This is a genomic window from Flavobacterium ustbae, from assembly GCF_003946915.1.
Lineage (GTDB): Bacteria > Bacteroidota > Bacteroidia > Flavobacteriales > Flavobacteriaceae > Flavobacterium > Flavobacterium ustbae.
Window position 1 is genome coordinate 26,676 of record NZ_RPOC01000007.1, and the last position, 24,096, is coordinate 50,771.

At 35.5% G+C, this 24,096-nt stretch carries 17 protein-coding genes; 7 read left to right on the forward strand and 10 right to left on the reverse strand.

The genetic code is table 11. The features are described from left to right. Positions 1–147: 147 nt before the first annotated feature. From rpiA to EG814_RS10995, 6 genes are all read right to left on the reverse strand, one after another. On the reverse strand, positions 148–834 hold the full coding sequence (rpiA, locus tag EG814_RS10970) for a ribose-5-phosphate isomerase RpiA (protein ID WP_125721816.1): 687 nt from the start codon (positions 832–834) through the stop codon (positions 148–150). Between the two features lie 345 nt (positions 835–1,179). Further along, positions 1,180–3,432, reverse strand: a complete 2,253-nt coding sequence (locus EG814_RS10975) for a xanthine dehydrogenase family protein molybdopterin-binding subunit (protein WP_125721818.1) — start codon at positions 3,430–3,432, stop codon at positions 1,180–1,182. A gap of 16 nt (positions 3,433–3,448) precedes the next feature. Further along, positions 3,449–4,465 carry an FAD binding domain-containing protein gene (locus EG814_RS10980; protein WP_125721820.1) on the reverse strand — a complete coding sequence of 339 codons (1,017 nt, stop codon included), beginning with the start codon at positions 4,463–4,465 and terminating at the stop codon, positions 3,449–3,451. Further along, positions 4,458–4,943: a (2Fe-2S)-binding protein gene (locus EG814_RS10985; RefSeq protein WP_125721822.1), complete on the reverse strand. Its 486-nt coding sequence runs from the start codon at positions 4,941–4,943 to the stop codon at positions 4,458–4,460. Before EG814_RS10985 ends, EG814_RS10980 begins: the two co-directional genes overlap by 8 nt. A gap of 125 nt (positions 4,944–5,068) precedes the next feature. Next, positions 5,069–6,202: a Gfo/Idh/MocA family protein gene (locus EG814_RS10990; protein ID WP_164515318.1), complete on the reverse strand. Its 1,134-nt coding sequence runs from the start codon at positions 6,200–6,202 to the stop codon at positions 5,069–5,071. Positions 6,203–6,234: 32 nt separating this feature from the next. Then, complete coding sequence (locus EG814_RS10995; RefSeq protein WP_125721826.1) at positions 6,235–7,344, reverse strand: catalase family protein; 1,110 nt, start codon at positions 7,342–7,344, stop codon at positions 6,235–6,237. Between the two features lie 188 nt (positions 7,345–7,532). Between EG814_RS10995 and EG814_RS11000 the strand changes: the two genes are divergently transcribed. Beyond that, positions 7,533–7,892: a nuclear transport factor 2 family protein gene (locus tag EG814_RS11000; protein WP_125721828.1), complete on the forward strand. Its 360-nt coding sequence runs from the start codon at positions 7,533–7,535 to the stop codon at positions 7,890–7,892. A 550-nt stretch (positions 7,893–8,442) separates the two neighbouring features. Here the strand turns inward: EG814_RS11000 and mnmE are convergent. Next, the gene (gene mnmE / locus EG814_RS11005) at positions 8,443–9,843 is read right to left on the reverse strand and encodes a tRNA uridine-5-carboxymethylaminomethyl(34) synthesis GTPase MnmE (protein WP_125721830.1); all 1,401 of its coding nucleotides are present in this window, start codon (positions 9,841–9,843) and stop codon (positions 8,443–8,445) included. Positions 9,844–10,024: 181 nt separating this feature from the next. Between mnmE and EG814_RS11010 the strand changes: the two genes are divergently transcribed. Both EG814_RS11010 and EG814_RS11015 read left to right on the forward strand, forming a co-directional pair. Then, positions 10,025–10,858, forward strand: coding sequence for a universal stress protein (locus tag EG814_RS11010; protein ID WP_125721832.1), 834 nt, complete (start codon positions 10,025–10,027; stop codon positions 10,856–10,858). Between the two features lie 62 nt (positions 10,859–10,920). Then, positions 10,921–12,693 (forward strand): MutS-related protein, encoded by a 1,773-nt coding sequence (locus EG814_RS11015; protein WP_125721834.1) that lies wholly within the window; start codon positions 10,921–10,923, stop codon positions 12,691–12,693. Between the two features lie 141 nt (positions 12,694–12,834). On the opposite strand, the gene EG814_RS11020 is transcribed toward EG814_RS11015, so the two are convergent. From EG814_RS11020 to EG814_RS11030, 3 genes are all read right to left on the reverse strand, one after another. After that, positions 12,835–14,439, reverse strand: a complete 1,605-nt coding sequence (locus EG814_RS11020; protein WP_125721836.1) for a Na+/H+ antiporter — start codon at positions 14,437–14,439, stop codon at positions 12,835–12,837. A gap of 285 nt (positions 14,440–14,724) precedes the next feature. Continuing rightward, on the reverse strand, positions 14,725–16,422 hold the full coding sequence (locus tag EG814_RS11025; RefSeq protein WP_125721838.1) for a ribonucleoside-diphosphate reductase subunit alpha: 1,698 nt from the start codon (positions 16,420–16,422) through the stop codon (positions 14,725–14,727). Positions 16,423–16,438: 16 nt separating this feature from the next. Beyond that, positions 16,439–17,413, reverse strand: a complete 975-nt coding sequence (locus EG814_RS11030; RefSeq protein ID WP_125721839.1) for a ribonucleotide-diphosphate reductase subunit beta — start codon at positions 17,411–17,413, stop codon at positions 16,439–16,441. Positions 17,414–18,226: 813 nt separating this feature from the next. On the opposite strand from EG814_RS11030, the gene EG814_RS11035 reads away from it, so the two are divergent. The 4 genes from EG814_RS11035 to EG814_RS11050 all read left to right on the forward strand — a co-directional run bounded on the left by EG814_RS11035 (position 18,227) and on the right by EG814_RS11050 (position 23,769). Continuing rightward, positions 18,227–19,717, forward strand: coding sequence for an ankyrin repeat domain-containing protein (locus EG814_RS11035; RefSeq protein ID WP_125721841.1), 1,491 nt, complete (start codon positions 18,227–18,229; stop codon positions 19,715–19,717). 109 nt (positions 19,718–19,826) lie between these two features. Then, entirely contained in the window at positions 19,827–20,309 is a 483-nt protein-coding gene (locus EG814_RS11040) for a DUF2271 domain-containing protein (RefSeq protein WP_125721843.1), read from the forward strand. A gap of 27 nt (positions 20,310–20,336) precedes the next feature. Continuing rightward, positions 20,337–22,520 (forward strand): PepSY domain-containing protein, encoded by a 2,184-nt coding sequence (locus tag EG814_RS11045; protein ID WP_125721845.1) that lies wholly within the window; start codon positions 20,337–20,339, stop codon positions 22,518–22,520. 259 nt (positions 22,521–22,779) lie between these two features. Next, positions 22,780–23,769, forward strand: coding sequence for an FAD:protein FMN transferase (locus tag EG814_RS11050; RefSeq protein WP_125721847.1), 990 nt, complete (start codon positions 22,780–22,782; stop codon positions 23,767–23,769). Positions 23,770–24,096: the final 327 nt, after the last annotated feature.

The window sequence follows — 24,096 nt, forward strand, 5'->3', positions numbered from 1 at the left end:
TACTTCTAAATTTTATTTAATCTGTCTCTTTTTCAGTGCATATAAAATTAGCATATTAATTTGTAAACTCGAAATGTAGATGATTTCAAAATCTTATGCTGTCATAGATAAAAAACAATAAACCGTATTTATTATGCAGCTTCAGTTTCATTTCTCGAAAATCTTGGTAGTATCGCCATGTCCCATAATAATTTGATCGACCAGCCCTATAAAAAGCCCGTGTGCAAGCACTCCCTCAATATTATTAAGTGTCATCGCCAAAGTTTCGGGATCGTTTATCGGACCAAAATCAGCATCGATAATGTAATTGCCTTGGTCGGTCAGAAACTCTCTTCCTTCTTTCATTCTTAACTTACTGCTTCCGCCCGCTATCGTGATTTGCTTCATTACATACGATGAGGCAAACGGAACAGCTTCAATAGGTACTTTAAATTTCCCAAGTATTTCTACCTTTTTGGAAGAATCAGAAATAATGATCTTTTTTCGGGTAAGTGACAACACAATTTTCTCACGGAAAAGCGCACCGCCACCACCTTTAATCATTATTAAATCAGAATTGAATTCGTCAGCTCCATCAATTGTAATGTCAATCACATCAATATTTTTTATGTCAATCAGCTCAATATTTAAAGAAACAGCAAGACGTTCTGTCTCCTTTGAAGTTGCTACGGCCTTAATTTTCAGCCCTTCCTTAATTCGCTCGCCGATTTCTATTATAGCATAATATGCTGTAGAACCCGTTCCGAGACCTACAATCATATTATCACGAATCAGTTTTACCGCTTCTTTGGCGGCAAGCTGTTTTTCTTTATCAAAATCTGATTTTGTTTTCATAGTAATTAAGAATTGCTCTAAAATTACAAAATGTAATATTGCTAAAACAGTTTAGTCTTTTAATCTTTTTAGATGACCTCCTTCCGTTTTCTTGACCCTTTCGAAGGCCAGGTCAGCACTATCGAGCAAAAAAATAAAAGAAAGACTTAATAGCCCTTTTCCTGAATTTCATTATTTGCTAATAATTCATTGATTTTGCTGGAGCATTTATTCAATAATTAATTAAAATTGTCAGCGGCGCTTTTTACAGGATTGTTTTATGCCATATTAGCGGATTAAAATCAGGGTAAGCGCAGCCGACGCAATAAGCTTTCAAAGCCATTGAAACAGGGCAATACTTTATTATTAGTATCCGTGGTGCCCCATAAGCTTATCAAAATGAATCGGAAGATCGTTTATACGCTTCCCAGTTGCATGAAATACTGCATTTGCTATTGCTGCAGGAATGGCAGTCATGCCAATTTCACCGACACCTTTAACTCCTAATTCGTTAATGAGACCATCGTTTTCTTCGGCAAAGATAACTTCCATTTCTGGAATGTCTGCATGTACAGGTATATGATATTCGCCAAGATTGGCATTCATATATTTCCCAAGATTGGGATCGATTAACGTTTCCTCATGCAGTGCCTTGCTTATTCCCCAGATCATAGATCCCAATATCTGGCTTCTCGCCGTTTTCGGATTGATTATTTTTCCTGCCGCTACCGCTGTAACAGCTCTGGTAACGGTTATGGTTCCTAAGTCTTTATCTACTTCGACCTCAACAAATGAAGCGCTATGAGTTGCTTTGCTAAATTTTCTGAGTTTTAATAAATCTGGTCCTGCCAATTTGGCTGCCTTAAATTCTTTGCCCTTATTGGCTTTAATAAGTTCCTGAAATGTAATAAAAAGATCCGGCTGTTTTTTTACGCTTAAGCCACTATTTCTAAAAACAATTTGATCTTCTGGAATTTCTTTAAATGGAGAATTGGGCGAATCTTTGATTTTCTTGATAATTTTTTTCTTTAATTCTCTGATCACAGCGACAATTGCCGTACCGGTAGAAGCTGTAATGGCAGAACCTCCCTGAAACATTGAAAAAGGCTTTTTGCTGTCACCATAAAAAAACGATACCTCATCTACAGAAATTCCAAATTCATCAGCCGCGATCTGCGTCATTACTGTCATGGTTCCTGTACCAATATCGGTTGTCGCATTATGAACTTCCAGTCGGCCTTCTTTAGTTAATATGACTTCTGCCCTTGCGGGGAATTGGTAGGCATCCCAAATACCAGTTGCCATGCCCCAGCCTACTAGTCTATTTCCTTTTTTTGTGCTTGCAGGTTTTGGATTTCGCATATGCCAGCCAAATTTTTCAGCACCTTTTTTATAACATTGCTTTAATTCTTTGCTGGTAAAAGGCTTTTGCGTGGAAGGATCAATTTCTGAGTAATTATTAAGGCGAAAATCCAAAGGATCCATATTCAATTTATAAGCCAGTTCATCCATAATGCATTCAATTGCATGCATACCGCTCACCCCTCCGGGCGCTCTCATGTCGATTGGTGTGGCAAGGTCTAGCGGAGCCAATTTATATTCAAATAAAGTATTCGCTGCTGGATATAATTTATGGCTCCAAGGAACCAGAATTTCATTATAATCTTCATAGGCAGAAGTTTCACCAACCGCGTTGTGATTCATGGCTGTTACTTTTCCGCTATTGTCGGCTCCGAACCGCAGTGACTGAATTACTTGAGGCCTGTGTCCAAACGAGAACATTTGTTTTCTTTCCAATGTAACACGCACATTCCTTTTGAGTTCCAGGGATGCCAATACACACAAAAATAATTGGTACTGCGGACGTAGACCAGACCCAAAAGCGCCACCGACATACGGAGCCAGCACTCTGACATTTTTATATTTTAAACCAAAAACATTGGCAACATAAAGCTGATTGTTTATTGTTCCTTGCGTTTTATCATAAATGGTCAATTTTCCATCGCCTTCGTAAATGGTGGTGGTTGCAAAAAGTTCCAGCGGATTATGATGTTCGGTTCCGTGTCGGTATTTGGCTTCGGTTTTAAATTCGGCACTTGCGTAGGCCTGTTCAAAGTTACCAGTTGGTTTTGGCGGAGGCGGCTTCAGCGGTGTCGACATTCCAATTTTAGGTTCGCGTGCCTTATCTAGATTTTGAGATAATATCGTATTAAACGTCTCTTCTTCATAAACAAATTTAATCAAAGTTGAAGCGTAACGTGCAGTCTCTAAATCTTCTGCCACGATGAGAGCAATCGGCTGGCCATTATATCTGATAATATTATCGCTTAATGGTTTAAAAACTGTTCCTGGGGGCGCATCCATATCCGCATACTGCAAGTCGAACCACGCAAGACTTGGACGATTTTCGTGCGTAAATATCTTAACGACTCCTTGAAGTGCGAGCACATCCGAGACATCAACGCTTAAGATTTTTCCTTTTGTGATGGTACTATTGACTACATAGCCGTATAAGAGATCTGGTATATTGTACTCCGCTGCATATTGCGCATTTCCTGTTACTTTTTCATAACCTTCCAACCGGCTGAGGGGCTGTCCAATTAAGGGTTTATTTTCCATTTTTTTTATTTTTAAATTAAAGTGAAGGACCAGCCCCTGGAATTTGCGATTCTGGATATAAAGCCATTTCGCAGGCCCTTATAATCGACCTCTTTGCAAGAGGTATCTTAAAATCATTATCTCCTCTTCCTACCGCACCCGCTAAAATACACTCAGCCGCCGTGGCAAAATTTTCCATCGTTGCTTTTTTTCCTCTCAGCAGTTCTTCTGCTTTGGGTACGCGCCATGGTTTGTGTGCAACTCCTCCTAAAGCGATCCTAGCTTTTGATATCGTTTTGCCATCCATTTCAAAAGCAACTGCAACAGATACCAATGCAAAAGCATACGAATGGCGGTCACGTAATTTTAAGTAAGCATAATTTTTTGAAAAGTGATTTGGCGGAAGATCAATTGAGGTTATCATTTCGCCTTTTTCTAAATTATTATCAAGATGTGGTGTATCTTCAGGAAGTTTATGAAAATCAGCAAAAGGAATCTTTCTATCTCCGTTTGGCCCCGTTACATTTACCACTGCTTCCAGTGCTGCTAAAGCCACACACATATCTGACGGAAAAACCGCAATGCAATGCTCACTTGTTCCTAATATGGCATGAATACGATTACAGCCTTGAATTGCAGGACAGCCAGATCCAGGTTCGCGCTTATTACAGGGAACATCCGGATCGTAAAAATAATAGCAGCGTGTGCGCTGTAAAAGATTGCCACCGTCTGTAGCCATATTTCGGATCTGCGGAGAAGCACCCGCTAGAATCGCTTTAGACAATAAGGGATACTTTTTTTCTATAAGCGGATCATAAGCCGTAGCTGCATTTTTAGCCAAAGCTCCTAATCTTACACCATTATTTTCCAGTAATTGAATAGTACTAATTTCTTGTACATCATTTATATCAATGAGTTTTTCCGGATTAGTTAAATTGTATTTCCAAAGATCAATAATATTTGTCCCGCCGGCTAAAAACATTGCTTTATTATCAGCTGCCGCTTTAACTGCCGCATCGACAGTAATTTCTTTTTTGTAATCAAAACTATTCATGATCGATCCCTTCTTTTACCTGCATAATCGCGTCTATAATTCCAGAATTAGCACCGCAGCGGCAAAGGTTGCCACTCATGAGCTCTTTTACGTCTTCACGGGTAGTCGCCTTTCCTTCCCGAAGCATTCCAATGGCACTACAGATCTGTCCAGGCGTACAATAACCGCATTGAAAGGCATCGTGCTCAATAAAAGCTTTCTGGAGCGGATGAAGTTCTTTACCATCTGCCACACCTTCAATGGTTGTAATATCACTGCCATTTTTGGTCACTGCGAGGGTCAGGCAACTTAAAATTCTTTTGCCGTCGCACAAAACGGTGCATGCGCCACATTGCCCGTGGTCGCATCCTTTTTTTGTTCCAGTTAAGTTAAGCCTTTCACGTAGTGTGTCGAGTAGTGAAACCCAAGGAAGCAGCTCCAATTTATAATCTTTACTATTGATCGTCAGAGAAGTGAGAATCGAAGAATTATTTTCCATAATAAATTGATTTACAAAAGCGTAAAATATTCAGTCTAACAAATCTCGCTAAGTAAAAACGGTATTACTTATACTTTATACCTTCATAGTTATATAATTCGAAGAAATCACCAAAAATCGTACAATTAGTTAGAAGCTAGAATTGCCGTTCTTAAGGCTTCAAAAGCATCTTCAAGAGTAATTGCCAATGTATGATTTTCATCTTCTATCTTACGAATCATATCCGAAAGGATGAGCTGTACGCAATTGCCATAAACTTCTCCTTTTGTCTGCGGTATTTCAAATGTTCCCAAAACCATTTGGTCGGTGTCGTATGCTATTCCTCCGGCATAAATACCTTTCTTCTTTTCTTCTTCAATCTGAGAAGAACCCCAGCCTTCAGGTCTGGACTCATCTCCCATTTCTGCAAAGTTTTCAGAGTGGTTTTCCTTCCACCCAGGAATATTTTTAAGAAATGGCCGCGTATCAGAATTGACAAGAACTTTCAATTTTCCTTTCATTGGCATCCATCCTTCAATCTCGATTCTGGCCAGATCATACGCTAGTTCAATGGTAGTTTGTTCAAAAAATCCCGGACCTGAAAAGGCGTGATAATACGATGCTATCAATCCTTCATTATAAAGCACCAGCGCCGAAACACGATCACGCTGCTGCTCATTGCGATCATGCGAAACTCCGCATACTTTCTCGCGCTTTTGTCCACCCAGTGCATTAATAATATCAAAAAAATGCACACCGTGTTCTACCATAATACCTCCAGAAATTTCTTTATTCCAGAACCAATGCTCTGGCGCTAGTGATTCATCTTGTGCATAATTATTAACGACAGCGTGACGGATTTTTCCAAAAACTCCTTTATCCGACAATTCTTTAAAAGTCTGAATAATGGGATTATAACGAATCATATGATCAACGGTAATCACACGGCCAGTCTGCTTCTGCATTTCTACAATCTGTCTGGCTTCCTCTTCTGTTATAGAAATAGGTTTTTCAAGCAGCACATGTTTTCCTGCTCTCATGGCTGCACAGGCCATTTCAGCATGCAGGCCTGGCGGCGTAACAATGCTCACTATATCTATTTCAGGATCTGCAATAAGATCTTCCCAATTTGAGTATAGCTTTAAGTTTTTCGCATCTTGAATATGTGATCCGTGATCGGCCACAGCCGCAACCTCGACATTTTCAATTTTAGACCACCAGTAGTGAAGGAATTTACCAAATCCCCCATATCCTATTATTCCGACTTTATATTTTTTCATAATCATTTTTTATATCTGTAATTATCTGTTATTTAATCTGGTAGTTCCTCTATACTTTTTGGTTCTACTCTTGGTTGTGCATTCATATGGTGCCTGTAGCGGCTTGAGGTTTCGTAAGCGAGTTTTCGAACACGCATGATGTTTCCTAGTGGCCTATGCTCGGGCAGACAATGAAACGGATTGAAACTCAGCACATCATCGGCGTAAACGCGACGCTCGGGACTAAAGGTCTTCTGCGGACGAAAAATTAACTTGGCAACTGGCTGATAAGGGCTTTCTTCTTCTGGCCATTGTACAGATCCGTCTTCTACCGGCATCGTTTCTAGATTAGTGCAAAGCTGTACGCCCATCTCATATTCAGCAGTTCCCGTTTGAAAGAAATCAGAAATAATTTTGGTTAAAAACGCATTTTCATCTTCATCCATAATCTTCTCGTCGACCTTTTTCCCTGCTAATTCTTTTACATTTTTAGAAAGCGGTTTTACATTGATTTTTGCTACGTAATCTCCGTAACGAAGTGCTGCCATACTGAAATAAGTATCGCCTAAAATATGGGGTCCAGGCGCACTCAAATGGTTGGTGTCGTCAGCCAAACCGACAGCAGCAAGAACATTTTGTACCCCCACTGCAGCTTTTTGTGCTATCTTTTGAACGAACTCTCCATTCTGTGTCTGGCTTTCTATTCCTTCCTGCATTTTTAAATATTCTTTTATCGTTCCCGTTGGTATAATGGGATAGTTGACAAGTAAAAAGTCTTGAGTAATTGCATCGGCTAATTCTGGCAAGAGTTTCTCTCCTTCTACACCGATTATTTTTATTGCCATTCCTCTAAACGCCGACATTTTATCAGGTACAATAGATGACTGCGCCGTAGAGAAACGGACTATAACGGGATAGGTTTTAGCGTTTCTGAAAATTCCCTGTGAAAGATGTTCGGGCAGATTATCATAGATATGAAGTTCTCCTTTTAGAATTCCATGGCTTTTAGCGTGTGCATCGCGTATGGCGTGACGGTATTTTTCGTACATTAATTTGTTAACTCTCGCCATAGAATCAACTATTTTCTGCATAATCTCTTGTTCGTCTTGTTGCTGTACTTCTATATTTTTATTATAAAGAACATAATCGTGATTAGATGTCATAGTATCAGATTTTTATTGATCTTAAAAATAGCTATCAAGAAAAAGAAATAATTATATAGTTTTGCGGGTTTGTTATATAATATTACAAGCTAAGTCATTAGAAATAAAATCAATATATTTTTTTTTACTTCTTCAGTTTTTAATAAGTAATCGATGTCTTATCTTTAAGGTTATTAATAAAATTAGATATGACACCACAAAAAAATAAAGAAACGCTGCAGAAAGCTAACGCTGAAGTTACAGCAGGAAACAATGACGGTTTTTTAATTTATTGTACCGAGGATGTTACATGGACATTTGTAGGCGATCAAATCTTGATCGGAAAAGAAGCCGTGAGAAAATATATGGAAGATACTTACACCACACCTCCAACTTTTGATGTGGAAGAAACTATTGCTGACGGTGATTTTGTAACCGTAGTGGGAAAAATAAGTTTAAAGGATAACGACGGAAAAACAACACATTACGAATACTGTGATGTATGGAAATTTAGAGACGGAATGATGGCAGATCTCAAAGCTTTTGTAATAGAACAAAATTCTCGCTGATTTTTTTATTGAACGCCATTTCATCTTCCTATACGTTTAGCTACATCTTGAATGGGCTCCATTCATAATTATAATCTTTTCCGCCAAAGAAAACACTGAATTCAAGATACAAAAAAACTCCCTTAAAAAGGGAGTCCTTAGGCGGCCGGCGGTTGCCTGAAAAGTATAAGGTAATTAACTAAATCATTTGGGACAGAACCTCCAGACGAACCCCGCCGGTCCCCTGTTTTTTCTGACTGATTTTTGTAGTGCATTACCAGTATATAAACAAATTTACGATAATATAAAGATCTATTACTTACAGAATCTTTACATAATTTTACAGTATTCCAATCGAGAAGTTAAGTCCATTAATATAAAATTAAATAAGAGCAGTCACAGGACAATAGATGAAGAACCTCATCAATTAAAAAATGAAGCCTTTTACAAAAATCTATAAATCATTACTTTAATGAGATTATATTTGCCTCAATAAAAAAAAGAGCCAAAGTATTAATTATCAATACCATAACTCTTTTCGTTATTTTTGTTTTGTTTTATTTTGCGCCTTCTATTTCCCGATGCAAAAATTAGCAAAAATATTCCCCAATAATTCATCATTAGAAACCTGACCTGTAATCAGTCCGAATTGGTATAAAGCTTCACGAATATCAAGCGCCATTAAATCGCTCGAAAGACCAGATTCTAAACCAAATTTTACTTTTTGGATTTCATCTAAAGCTTTTAATAACGAATCATAATGTCTTGTATTAGTAACAATTGTTTCATTATTACGAAGTGCGCCAGTATTTACAAATGATAGCAATTCATTCTTTAAATCCTCCACTCCTATTTTTTCTTTCGCAGAAATTAGAAGAAGTTTTGCATTCAGATTTTCAAGTTTACTTGTAATATTTAAAACTTCTTCAGCCGACAAAATGTCTTTTTTATTTACAACAATAACTAAAGGTTTTAGCGGATATTTATTCTTTATTTGCTCAATCTCCGATACAAACTCGGAACTTGAAACCTGAAACTTTAAACCATCAAACAAATAAATGACAACTTGCGCCTGCTCAATTTTTTCAAAGGTTTTCTTGATTCCGATGCTTTCTACAACATCTTTGGTATCACGAATTCCGGCCGTATCGATAAATCTAAAACCGATTCCGCCAATAACCAATTCATCTTCAATGGTGTCACGAGTTGTTCCCGCAATGTCAGAGACAATGGCACGTTCTTCGTTCAACAAAGCATTCAATAAAGTCGATTTCCCTACATTTGGTTCACCAACAATAGCAACTGGAATTCCGTTTTTGATTACATTTCCAACAGCAAACGAATCAATTAAACGTTTCAAAACAAATTCGATTCGGTTTAATAATTCATGAAACTGTGTTCTATCTGCAAATTCTACATCTTCTTCTGCAAAATCCAATTCCAATTCAATCAAAGAAGCAAAATTTAGAAGTTCCTCGCGAAGTTTAGCAATTTCATTACTGAATCCGCCACGCATTTGCTGCATTGCAATTTGATGAGAAGCTTCATTATCAGAAGAAATCAAATCGGCAACGGCTTCTGCTTGAGACAAATCTAATTTTCCGTTAAGAAAAGCCCGCAATGTAAATTCACCAGCATCGGCCATTCTACAGCCATTTCGAAGCAATAACTGAATAATCTGCTGCTGAATATAAGTCGATCCGTGACAAGAAATTTCAATTGTATCTTCGCCCGTATAAGAATTCGGACCTTTAAATACCGAAACCAAAACTTCGTCTAACGTTTTGCTTCCGTCTACAATATGCCCTAAGTGCAGTGTATGCGTCTTTTGCTTGGTTAAATCTTTGTTTTTAATAGATTTAAAAACCGAATTCCCAATTGTAATGGCCTCAGCTCCAGAAATACGAATTATGGCAATGGCTCCAGCACCCGAAGGTGTAGCTAGAGCAACTATAGAATCTTGATTTATCATGTTGCAAAGGTATAAAAAAAGCGCAATTTATTTTCTGCACTAACTTACCATCCATTCGTATGAGAAATCTTCAAATTAAGTAAGATTAACAAATTATTAAGTGTTAAAATACTGATAAATATCAGGTTAATTTCTTCGCAGAATGAGTAAATTTGAGAGACAAACCTTAATCTTAAATACTATGAAAAAGATATTATTTCCAACCGATTTCTCTGATGCAGCTACCAATGCATTTGTTCATGCTTTAGAATTTGCTAAAGTTGTAAACGCCGAACTAATCTTACTTCATACATTCGAGATTCCCGTTTACGACAGCCAATTCTTTCCAGAGAATTACGCTTCTATTTACAGCTCAATTGAATTAGCAAAATTTGAAATGTTTAAAGATGAGATTCCTAAACTTCGAGAAATTGCTGCCGAACGCAAATTAGACGATATTGTCATAAAACACCGTCTAATGGATGGTGACCTTGTTTATAACCTGAAAAATGCTGTAGAAGAAGATCAAATCGATTTTGTGATTATGGGTACCAACAGCGTTTCTGACTGGACAAAATTCTTTACGGGTTCTAATACCGAATCTGTGATTTCTGGAGTTGAAGTTCCGGTTTTATGTATTCCAATTGATGCTAAATACAAAAAAGTAAAAACAATTGGTTTTACTACGCGCTACCGCGAAAAAGATAAAAAGGAACTTAAAAAGATTCTAAAAATCGCTAAAAAAACAGATGCTAAAGTTAAAAGTTTGTATGTTAAAACATCTAATTCTGATGTCACAGATCAAGTTAGAAAAGAATTTGAAAGCGAATTTGCAACAGAAAATGTCGAATTTTTAGTGTTGCCAAGTGATGATGTTAAAGAAACTATTCTCGATTTTGTGTTATACAAAGACATTGATATTCTGACTACGATAACACACAAACGTTCTTTCTTTGAAAGTCTTTTTGATTCAAGTTTTACCAAAAAGATTACCAAAGAAGTCCAGGTTCCGATTTTGGTGATGCACGAAGATTAGCTTCAATCTATGATGATTTTGTAACTTAAAAGCTATATTTGTATTTCAAGCAAAATAATAGAATGAAAGCATATCCAGACAATGTTGCAAAATACTCAGAACTTTATAATAAAACCAACAAAAAATACAACAGCATAAGCCTTTTGAGGCTATTAAGTATTTTTCTTTTCTTGTTTTTTATGTTTAATTACATAAAAACAGATCAAATACTTTATGTTATTCTAGCTGTTTTATCTTTTGTTGGTTTTCTTTTTTTAATGAGAGTGCATTCGAGATTGTCATTTCAAAAACTATTGGCCGACACGCTTTTAAAAATTAACCAAAACGAAATTACTTTCTTAAAACGAGAAAAAACTCCTTTTGAAAACGGTGTTGAGTTTATAGATTTTCATCATCCGTATGCGTACGATTTGGATATTTTTGGAGAGCATTCTTTATTTCAAAATCTCAACAGAACAGCTTCTTTTATCGGAAAAAAAACACTTGCAGAACTATTCCTTCATACGCTGCCTGAAACTGAAATTTTAGAAAATCAGGAAGCGGTTAACGAATTGAAAAGCAAAATAGACTGGAGACAAGAATTTCAAGCGCTTGCCATTATTGGCAATGATTCCAAAGCTTCTTATGAAGCCATAAAATATTGGACTTCTTATACAAATAATTCTTTACCTAAAGCTTTAATTGTACTTTCAATTATTCTTCCTGTAACCTTTTTTGGATTTTTAGCGGCTTATTTTATCACTTCTAAAACCATTATACTTTCTTATTTGACGTATATTTTTATTGCTAATCTGATTGTTTTAGGAAGATGTGTGAAAAGGATCCAGTCGGAAATAGCAAAAGCAGACAACGTTGATAAAATCATAAAACAATACAGTTTACTGATTGAAAAAATTGAAAAAGAATCTTTCCAATCAAAAAAGTTAATTCATTTGCAGCAACAGCTTAATTTTAAAAATGCTAAAGCCAGCCAGCATTTAAAACAGCTTTCTGAGCTGTTTTCGAGAATGGACACCATCAATAATTTTGTTACAGCGACTTTATTCAACGGAACATTTTTATTCAATCTTCATGTTTTAAAAGCATTATTAAAATGGAAAGAAGATTATGCTTCTGAAATGAATTATTGGATTTCTATTATTGGCGAAATTGAAGCGCTAAACAGTTTAGCCAATTTAGCGTATAACAACGATGATTTTGTTTTCCCAGAAATCAATTCTGAATATAAAATTGAGTTTAAAAACTTGAGCCATCCGTTGCTTAATCCTGCAACAAGAATTGGAAATGATACGCAATTTTACCCGCAATCTTTCGTGATTTTAACAGGATCGAACATGTCTGGAAAAAGCACATTTTTGAGAAGCTTAGGAATCAATATGGTATTGAGTGGAATTGGATCAGTTATTTGTGCTTCAGAAGCTAAAGTTCATCCACTTCCAGTATTAGTTTCAATGCGATTATCTGATTCTTTATCGGATAGCGAATCTTATTTCTTTGCTGAAATTAAACGTTTAAAACAGATCATGGATACACTTGAAAATCAGCCTGCTTTTGTTTTATTAGATGAAATTTTAAGAGGAACAAATTCTGATGACAAAAGAAACGGAACAATTGAAGTGGTTAAGAAAATAATTTCGAAAAAAGCTATTGGCGCCATCGCTACTCACGACATAGAAGTTTGCTTAACAACAAACGAATTTCCTCAAATTTTAACCAATCAATGTTTTGAAGTCGAAATTCAAAACAACGATTTACATTTCGATTACAAACTCCGAAACGGAATCTGCAAAAATAAAAGCGCGACTTTCTTAATGCAGAAAATGGGAGTTATTTAATGGTTAGGAGTTAGAAGTTAGGAGTTAGAAGTTAGAAGTTAGAAGTTAGAAGTTAGAAGTTAGAAGTTACGAATTGTAATTGCATAACTCATAACCCTTAACCCTTAACCCTTAACTCATAACTCATAACTCATAACACTATCAGTTTTCCTCATACATTTCCATCCATAGGCGGGTTTCTTCCAAATCTAATTCTTTTTCTATTTTACGGAAGATTTCTTCGTTTACAGAGCCTGATTTATGCATTGATTCTAATTTTGAACGTTCTACATTCAGCAGATCGATTTGAATTTTAGTAAAATCATTAAAAATTTCGCCGCCAAGAAGTTGTCCATTTCCGAAGAAATTTGCCGGAAGTTCTGTTTTTTGCAGACGGTTAAATTTTACTTCGTATTTGCTTTTTATATTATGAAGAAGTTCGCCATTCAGTAATGAAAAATTATCTTCAATATGTGCAATAGTTTCAGAAACAATCAAATTTCGAATGTTGTATTCCTCTGCCAATATTGAATAACGCTCGATTTTAAGTTTTTTTATAAGCCATGGAAGTGTTAGTCCCTGCAAAATCAAAGTCGAAAGTATGACACAGAAAACCAAGTATATAATTAAATTTCGAAGTGGAAATTCTTCCGTTTTATTCAGCATTAGCGGAAGCGCCAAAGCAGCAGCCATCGAAACAACACCACGCATTCCTGACCAGCCAAAAATGATCATATTGCGATAATCAAATTCTTCCTTTTCACGAATCTTTTTGCTAATCATTCTTGGAATAAGCGTAGCTGGAATAACCCATAAAAAACGAACCAAAATAACGACAATACTAATAACCGCTCCCCAAATAAATAATGAATTCCCAGAATAATTGCTGATTCCGTCTATAATTTGTCTCAATTGAAGTCCGATTAAAATAAAGATCAAGCCATTTAGGATATTATTTAATACATCCCAAATCGTATTGGTCATAATTCTGCTTTCGTGAGAAAAGATTGCTCCAGACCTTGCAGCCAGAAAAAGACCTGTTGTTACTACTGCCAAAACTCCCGAACCTTCAAAATGCTCTGCAAGCAAATAAGACGCAAATGGCGTTAATAAAGTAAGCGTAACCTCGATAATATCGTCACAAACAAATCTTTTATGAATGTAATACATGATGTAACCAACAGCCAAGCCTATTGCAACCCCCAAAACCGACATTAATACAAAATTTAATCCTGCCTGCCATAGCACAAAATTTCCTGCTGTAATTGCCGTAAGCGCATATTTGTATGCAACAAGTCCACTAGCATCGTTTACTAGACTTTCTCCTTCCAAAATAGCAATCAATCTCGGATTAAGTCCTAAACCTTTTGTAATCGCCGTTGCCGAAACCGCGTCTGGAGGCGAAACAATGGCGCCAAGCAAAAACGCTAACGGCCAAGAGATATCATCTATGAGCCAATGTGCAACCACGGCAACCAATCCTGTAGTAAAAAATACTAGACCAACAGCTGCCAAAGTTATCGGACGAATCGTCTGTTTAAATTCGGACCAGCTGGTATGCCACGCGGCGTGATACAAAAGTGGCGGAAGGAATACGATAAACACGATTTCAGGACTCAGCGCAATTACCGGAAGTCCAGGAACAACGCTAATAACAACACCGCATAAAACTAAAACAATCGGAATTGGGAAATTATATCTTTTACTAACTAAGCTCAGAAAAGCAACGCCAAAAAGCAACATTATAATAACGGTAATATTCTCCATTGAGATGGTATTTATTTGATTTTGGATTAAGGAATTTGGGTGCTAAATTAAGATTTTATAAGAATTAAATTAGCTTAACCTTAAAAAAATAGAGTTGCCACTAAGACACAAAGACTCTAAGTTTTTTTAGCCACGAATTCACGAATTATTTTTATTAGCCACAGATTGCACAGATTAAAAGGATTAAAAATCTGTGAGAATTATTTTTAATCTGTGGCAAAAATAATTCGTAAATTCGTGGCGAAAAAAAAAAACCGAATCTAAGAAGATCCGGTTTTATGATATTTACGATTCGCAGCTGCTGCACGAAACAAGACTTGTTACCAATTCTTTAGAAACGCTCTGGCTTCTTTGGTAGTATAAACTTTTTACTCCTTGCTGCCAAGCTTCGATCATTAAACGATTTACATCTTTAATTGCCAATTCAGCTGGAATATTAAGATTTAAACTTTGTCCTTGATCTACAAACTTCTGACGAATTCCTGCCTGCTGTACAATTTCTAATTGACTGATTTCTTTAAATGTTTTAAAAACATCTTTTTCTTCTTTAGTCAATTGTTCCATATGCTGAACGCTTCCTCCGTTTAGCATAATTCCTCTCCAAACTTCTTCGTTGTCTAAACCTTTTTCTTCCAACAGTTTTTTAAGGTATTTATTTTTACGCATAAAATTCCCTTTGCTTAATCCAGCTTTGTAATAATTACTGCTGAAAGGCTCAATTCCTGGCGAAGTTTGCCCTAAAATTGCCGAAGAAGATGTTGTTGGAGCAATTGCCATTGTTGTCGTATTACGTCTTCCGTACCCTTTTAACAATTCTGGTTCGCCATAAATTCTAGCCAATTCCTGACTTGCTTTATCAGCTTTATCGCTAATATGTTTAAAAATCTCAGTCGTTTTCATTTTAGCTTCCATTCCTTCAAACGGAATCATATTTTTCTGTAAATAAGAATGCCATCCTAAAACGCCTAAACCAAGCGCACGGTGTCTTTTAGCAAATTTATTCGCTGCAGAAAGATAATAGTTGCCTTCTGTTTTTTCGATAAACTCTTGTAAAACGGCATCTAAGAAAAAGATCGCTAATTTTACTGCTTCAGTATCTTTCCATTCTTCATATAATTCTAAATTCATAGAAGACAAACAGCAGATAAATGATTCATCCTGAGTTGAAGGAAGCATAATCTCGCTGCATAAGTTACTTGCATTGATTCTAAGATTCTGATCTTTATAAACTTGCGGTTTGTTTTTATTTACGTTATCGCTAAAGAAAATATAAGGCAAACCTTTTTGCTGACGGCTTTCTAGTACTTTTGCCCAAATTTGTCTTTTCTCTGCATCTCCATCGATCATTTCCTGCATCCAATAATCTGGCACGCATATTCCTGTAAACAAGTTCTGAATTGGGTTTCCGATACTTTTAATTTTCAAAAACTCTTCAATATCTGGGTGATCCACATCTAAGTAAGCTGCAAACGCACCGCGACGAACTCCACCTTGAGAAATCGTATCCATAGCTGTATCAAAAAGTTTCATAAAACTTACCGCACCACTACTCTTTCCGTTGTCTGTTACAGCACTTCCGCGCTCGCGCAATTCACCAAAATAACCAGAAGTTCCACCTCCTATTTTAGTTTGCATAATTACCTCTCCAAGCTTATGCGTAATTCCTTCAATTTTATCTGGAACATGTACATTAAAACAAGAAATTGGCAATCCTCTTTCTGTTCCCATATTGGCCCAAACTGGCGAACTGATACTCATCCAGCCTCTTTCGATCATTTCCATGAAAGATTCTTTCAATTCTGGTTTGTACAGTCTTCTAGCTGCTGCGGTACAAATTCTATCGATTGCTCCTTCTACAGTTTCTCCTTTTAGAAGATAACCGCGGTTTAAAATCTGTTCACTTTCAGAATTTTTCCACCACATTTTGCTGTCATTTTGTGGCTCAAAAGTATTATTTGCTGGGTTTGTGTCTATCGTATTCATATATTATGGGCTTGTATTAGAAAAGGTCGTTTGCTGTGATGCTCTTATCGTGTTTTGTATATTCTACAGGACGTTTTGCAAAGAAATCGTCTAGACTGTTGGCAAAAACCTCTTCTTCAAACCAAGTCATTTTTGAATATTCATCTGGAGAAACATTAAAAATAGTTTCGATGTTGATTTGTTTCAAACTTTCATCAATTCTAAATTTCATAAAGTTTACCAAATCTTCTTTATTTATGGTTTCAACTGCTCCATTTTCAAAAATCCAATCCAAGATATCCGCTTCAACAGTAATTGATTCTTTTACCGTTTCTCTAATTAATTCTAAAGTTGGCGCATCAAAATATTCTGGAAACTCTTCACGGATTTTATTAATGATGTAAATTCCACCATTAGCATGAATCTGTTCATCAATTGAAGTCCAAGCGATAATATTGCTCACATTCTTCATATATCCTTTGAATCTTGTGAATGACAACAAAATGGCAAACTGACTGAATAAAGACACGTTCTCAATCAAAATACTGAACAAAATCAACGAAACCATATATTTTCTATTATCCTGAGATTTGGTATCTTTTAATACATTAGAAAGATAATCTACACGTCTGCGAATAACGGGAACGTCCAATAGTCTTTCGAATTCGTCATTATAACCTAAAACTTCTAGCAAACGAGAATAAGCTTCAGAATGTCTAAATTCACATTCTGCAAAAGTAGTTCCCAATCCGTTGAATTCTGGTTTTGGAAAATGCTCATATATATTACCCCAAAAACTTTTTACAGCTACCTCAATCTGTGCAATTGCCAATAAGCTATTTTTGATTGCTGTTTTTTCTGCCAAGTTTAAATGCGCATGAAAGTCTTGCGTATCGGCAGTAAAATCTACTTCAGTGTGTACCCAGTAAGCTTTATTAATTGCTTCGGTAAATTGCAGAACCTCAGGATATTCAAAAGGTTTATAATTGATTCTTTTATCAAAAATTGACATATATATAGAGTTTTAAGTGACTTTTTTAAGATAGAAAAACGGAATACTGTATTTGGGGAAGTGGCAGCGTGTTTTTCTATTTATACAAATTTAAGTCGCATATATTCTCTTGTCTAGTTTTTGGTGTTAAAAATCAGCCCAATTATCAACAGTTTTAAAACTTCAAAAAAGAGCACTGAAAGAATTTTTATCAACAGCTCGCGAGCATTTTGTAATTCGCAATGAACTAGCATTTTCTATATAATCCTTGTGAAGTTATCAACATCAAAAAAGCATTGATTTTAGAACAGATTCGAAAGTAAGTTATCAACAACCCATTTTTTAAAGTCGAATTTTCGAGAGAAAAAAAACGTCGAATTATTAATAACGATTCTAAATAGAATTTTAATCCCTTTTTAAAATCCTTTATAACACATTTTATTACAACCAATTACAGTAAATCGAATAAAACTCAAAATAATTGATTTTAATAAACTAATGATTTAAATCAACTTTAACAGTTAAAATTCGACGAAGGTAATTTTTTATCTAGAAACCTCTCAAAAGTTATTTTTTTAGTGCCACTTTAATTCAATATCTATATTATCGAACAAACAGGATTTAAAAATATTTTAGACAACATTACAGAAAGATTAAAATGAACTTAGCTGATTCTTAAAAATTAGTAAATATCAATCAAAAAAGGCTTTTTACTTCAAATTGTTGTTGGTTTAAAAATATTAATCTTTACATTTGCTTTATTTTTATTTATTCTAAATAGATAAAGAAATTCCAAAAACATATTATTCTAACAACTATAAATTACATTTCGATATGAAAAAGAATCTACTTGTTTCTTTTGCATTCGCAACAACATTATTTGTGAGCGCGCAGCAAAAAAATACGCTTTTAGATGCTGCTTACTGGAAAACTTCTCCAAGTACAGAAAATGTGAAAGCTGAAATCGCAAAAGGAAACAATCCAGCAGAAGCCAATGTAAATGCTTTTGATGTTACAACTTTAGCAATCAACAATGATGCTCCAGTAGAAACAATCAAATTTTTAATCGATCAGCCTGGAAATTCAATTACAAAATTAACGCACGATAACCGTATTTACCTGCACTGGGCGGCTTACAAAGGCAATACAGCACTAGTGCAATATTTAATTGCTAAAGGTTCTGACGTAAATTTTGAAGATAGCCACGGAACTGCTCCAGCAGATTTTGCCGCTTCAAACGGACAATCTAATCCAGAAATGTATGAGGCATTTTTTAAGGCAGGAATTAATCCGACCAAAAAATATGCAAACGGTGCTAATCTTTTGCTCTTGGCTATTCCGTCAGATAAAGATTTAAAAGCTGCCGACTATTTTTCTACTAAAGGAATGTCTATTAGAGATGTTGATAATGATGGAAATACTGCTTTTACGTATGCCGCAAGATCTGGAAATATTGCGCTATTGAAGAAACTTTTAGAAAAAGGAATTAAACCAACGGATAATGCACTTTTGGTTGCAGCACAAGGAAGCCGAAGAGAAACCAATACGCTTGAAACGTATAAATACTTGGTTGAAGAAGTAAAAATTAAAGCAACAGCTCAAAACAAAGCAGGACAAAATGTATTGCACATTTTGGCTGGAAAACCCAATCAGACCGATATTATTAAATATTTTTTAGACAAAGGTGTTGATGTAAACAAAGCTGATAAAGAAGGAAATACGCCTGTTATGGCTGCAGCTTCGGCAAGAGAAATTGCTGTATTAGAGCTTTTTCTTCCGAAAGCAAAAAACGTAAATGCACAGAATGTAAAAGGAGAATCGGCTTTAACAAAAGCAGTACAATATGGAACTCCAGAAGCGGTAAATTTACTTTTGGCTAAAGGTGCCGATGTTAATGTTAAAGATAAAGACGGAAATAATTTGGGTGTTTATTTAGTACAATCTTATCGTCCTGCTGGAAAAGAAAAAACAGCTACAGATCCTTTTGATGTAAAGGCAAAACTGCTTCAAGACAAAGGATTAAACCTAGCTGCTCCTCAAAAAGACGGAAATACTTTGTATCATGTAGCGATTACGAAAAATGATGTCGATCTTCTTAAAAAAATCACTGATTTAAAAGTTGACATTAATGCTAAAAATAAAGATGGCTTAACCGCTTTGCACAGAGCGGCAATGACTTCTAAAGATGATGCTATTTTAAAATATCTAGTTTCTGCTGGGGCGAAAAAAGACATCAGCACAGAATTTGACGAAACGGCTTACGCTTTAGCTAAAGAAAATGACTTACTCACTAAAAACAACGTTTCTGTTGAATTTTTAAAATAAAACAATTAGATAATAATCAATATTTGAAATTCCAAATTCCAAACTCTATTTTTGGGATTTGGAATTTGAATTTTAGAATTTAAATTACCAATCAATACATACAATTTTTATGAAATCAATATTAAAAATGGCTCTTGCGGGCGCTTTTATTTTTTTAGCATCTTTTCAATCTCAGGCACAATCAAGCAAATACAAGATTATGCTGCAGATGAATAATTATATGGGAGAAGGTGCTTATATCGTTGTTTCTCTGATTAATGCAAGCGGTGAATACGAAAAAACGCTTTATGTAATGGGCGATGACAAAAAATGGTACAAATCATTGAAAGAATGGAATAAATTTCACACGCTAAAAAATGATGACATCAGTGCTAAAACTGGTGCTTCTGTAACGGGCGGTGACCGTAGCGTGACTACCATCGAAATCGAAAATTCTAAAATTAATAAAGGATACAAATTACGTTTTGAAACTGCTGTTGAAGATCAGAAATACTATGTCAGCGATCTTGAAATTCCGCTTTCAACTGACGGTCTTGCTGATAAAACAGATGGCAAAGGCTACATCAAATACGTAAGATTAAGCAAAATATAATACGATTACATTTCTAGAATACACTCAATGACTCTTTCTTTTTGGCGTTACGCACACTTGGCTTTGGCCTTATTTTCTTCTATTTTTTTGCTTTTGGCTTCGGTAACTGGAATCATTCTGGCCGTCGATGCGGTTCAGGAAAAAACGCTTCCGTATAAAGCTGAAAATTTTAATAAAATAACTTTGGGCGAAACGCTACCCGTTTTAAAGAAAGAATATTCAGAAATTACAGAATTAAGTGTAGATTACAATCAGTTTGTAACGCTTCAAGCCATTGATGCAGACGGAAATGACGTTAGCGCCTACATTGATCCAAAAACTGGAAAGGCACTAGGAACTCCTGCAAAGAAAAGCGAATTCATAAATTGGATTACGAGTCTACACCGTTCGCTGTTTCTTCATGAAGCAGGACGTTTTTTTGTAGGTGTAATTTCTTTTTGCTTATTATTAATAGCAATTTCGGGTTTCGTTCTGGTTTTAAAAAGACAGCGCGGCATCCGAAATTTCTTTTCTAAAATAATCAAAGAATATTTTGCACAATATTATCATGTGCTTTTAGGAAGATTGGCTTTAATTCCTATATTAATTATTGCCCTTACGGGGACTTATTTATCGCTAGAAAGATTTAACTTTTTTATGGGCAAAGAAAAAGTAAAACCTGTAAAAACAGAGCTTTCAGACAAAGTCAAAACAACTTCAATATTCAATACCACTTTATTATCTAATGTAAAAAAGATCGAATTCCCTTTTACGGATGATCCAGAAGAATATTATATTATTGAATTGAAAGACCGAGAAGTTGAAGTAAATCAGGTCACAGGAACTGTAATTTCTGAAAAGCTTTCTCCAATGACGGCACAATTTGCAGCATTAAGTCTAGATCTTCATACAGGAAGAATCAACAGAATCTGGGCGGTAATTTTAGCTATTGCCTGCCTTAATATTTTATTCTTTATTTATTCTGGTTTTGCGATTACGCTGAAAAGAAGATCAAGCCGAATTAAGAATAAATTTAAAGCAAGCGAAAGTACATTTATCCTTTTGGTCGGTTCAGAAAACGGAAGCACATTCCGATTTGCAAATTCCATTCAGAAACAATTAATTAATCACGGACAAAAAGTTTTTGTCAGCGAATTGAATAAGTTTTCTGTTTATCCGAAAGCCGAGCATATTATTGTTTTTACATCAACTCATGGCTTGGGAGATGCTCCTTCTAACGGAAGGCAATTCAAAACTCTTTTAGAAAAACAGAATCAAGAGCAAAATATTAATTTTTCTGTTGTAGGTTTTGGTTCTAAATCATATCCTGATTTTTGCCAATTTGCTATTGAAATTGATCAGCTTTTAGGAAAACAAAAATGGGCAGAACGTTATTTGAAATTACAGACTGTAAATGATAAATCGGCGGTGGAATTTGTAGAATGGGTAAAATTATGGAGCGAAAAAACGGGAATTCCGCTAGCAACAACTCCTTCTTTATACAATCATGTTCCGAAAGGATTGCAAAAATTAATGGTTTTAGACAAAACACCAATTTCTGAAACCGAACATACTTTTATTCTGACTTTGAGAGCTAATGCGAGAGCTAAATTTAGTTCTGGCGATCTATTAGCCATCTATCCTGCCAACGATTCTAGAGAACGCCTCTACTCGATCGGAAATCATTCTGGAAATATCCAATTAGTTGTAAAACTGCATCCAAACGGATTGGGTTCTGGTTTCTTGAATGCTTTGGAACCTGGAAATGTGATAAAAGCACAAATTGTTAAAAATACTGCTTTTCATCTTCCAAAGAAAGCTCCTAGAGTGGCTTTCATTTCAAACGGAACGGGTATTGCGCCTTTCTTAGGAATGATTGAACAGAATAAAACGAAACAAGAGCTTCACTTGTACAGCGGTTTTAGAATGGAAACGCCAACTTTAATGGCTTATAAAAAGTTCGCTGGAATCATGATTCAGAAGGAACATTTGGACAATTTTCATGTTGCCTTATCGCGTGAAGCGGAGCATATTTATGTGATGGATTTAATTAAAAGAGATGCTTCTTTTTTTGTGACTTTATTGAAAAAAGACGGCGTCATTATGATCTGCGGTTCGCTTGCCATGCAGAAAGATGTTGAAGCTATTTTAAGCGAATTGTGCGAAACAAAAGGATTAAAAACACTCGAAGAATATAAAGCTAATAAGCAGTTTTTGACAGATTGCTATTAAGCTGATTGTAATAAATTATACGCGGATGACACCGATTCGCTATCGCGAAGACACAGATAAAACGGATTTTTTTGTTTCACGCAGATTTAAAAAGATTTTAGCAGAAAGCGCAGATTTATTCTTTTAAATCATTTTAATTAAATAAAAAAATCTATTAAATCTGCTTAAATCATTAAAAATCTGAGTGAAACAAAAAATCTACTCAATCCGTATCTTTACGAAGTAAACCCGATACATATGTATTTCCTATCAATTTTCTATGCATAAAATATCACATAAATTCTTGCTTCTATATACAATTATTTGTTGCTTTTCAGCACATTCACAAGTATTACGAAAAAGAACAACGCTTCTTATGGGCGGACGTTTTGATATTAGCATTGTTGACAAAGACTCTCTTTCGGCTGAGCAGAATATCGATATTGTAATTGGTGAAATTACCCGAATTGAAAACTTAATCTCCGATTGGAAAACCGATTCTCAAGTTTCTGAAGTCAATCAGAATGCGGGAATTAAACCGATAAAAGTAGATCGTGAAGTTTTTGAATTGACGCAAAGAGCTATCAAATTTTCTGAAATAACAAATGGTGGGTTTGATATTAGTTTTGCTGCCTTAGATCGCATTTGGAAATTTGACGGTTCAATGACCGAAATGCCTTCGGCGGAAGCCATAAAAAAATCGGTAGAAAAAGTGGGGTATAAAAACATCATTTTAGACAGCATTCAATCGACCATTTTCTTGAAATTAAAAGGAATGAAAATTGGTTTTGGCGCTTTAGGCGAAGGTTATGCAACCGATAAATGTCGAGCCATGATGATTGCAAAAGGTGTTCAAGCGGGAATTATAAACGGTTCTGGTGACATGAGCACGTGGGGAAAACAGCCCAACGGAAAAGATTGGAAAATTGGAATTACGAATCCGTTTAAACCGGAAAAAATTTTAGCTGCGGTTCCGTTGAAAGAAGGAGCTGTTACAACTTCTGGCAATTATGAAAAGTTTGTGGTTTTTAACGGAAAACGTTATTCGCATATTATAAATCCTGCAACTGGTTATCCTGCAACTGGTTTGTGCAGTGTTACTGTTTTTGGCCCAAATGCCGAAACCGCAAACGGATTAAGCACTTCTATGATGGTTTTAGGCCAAAAAGAAGGATTGCTTTTACTTCAAAAATTTCCCGATTATAGCTGTGTAATGATTACCAATAAAGGGAAAGTTATTAAATCTAAGAATTTTGCTTATAAATTGTAATGATTTAACCGCAAAGCACAGAAAGAATTTTCTATCCAATTGAAAAGAAATAATCTCGCAAAGTCGCTAAGACGCTAAGTTTTTTAAATTTTAATAGATTTACAACTTTACAAAAAAATCCACATTAGATTTTCAAATATAGCCCAAGGTTTCAACCTTGTGTACACAATAAATAACGAATATATTATCATATTTATCTCAACGTTGAAACTTTGAGGAATTTTATTATAATGCGTACGTTAATTCGTTGGGTACCCAAGGTTGAAACCTTGGGCTATGTTACATGCATCGTAATTGGCAATGATTTTTTGCCTAGTTTGGCTAAAG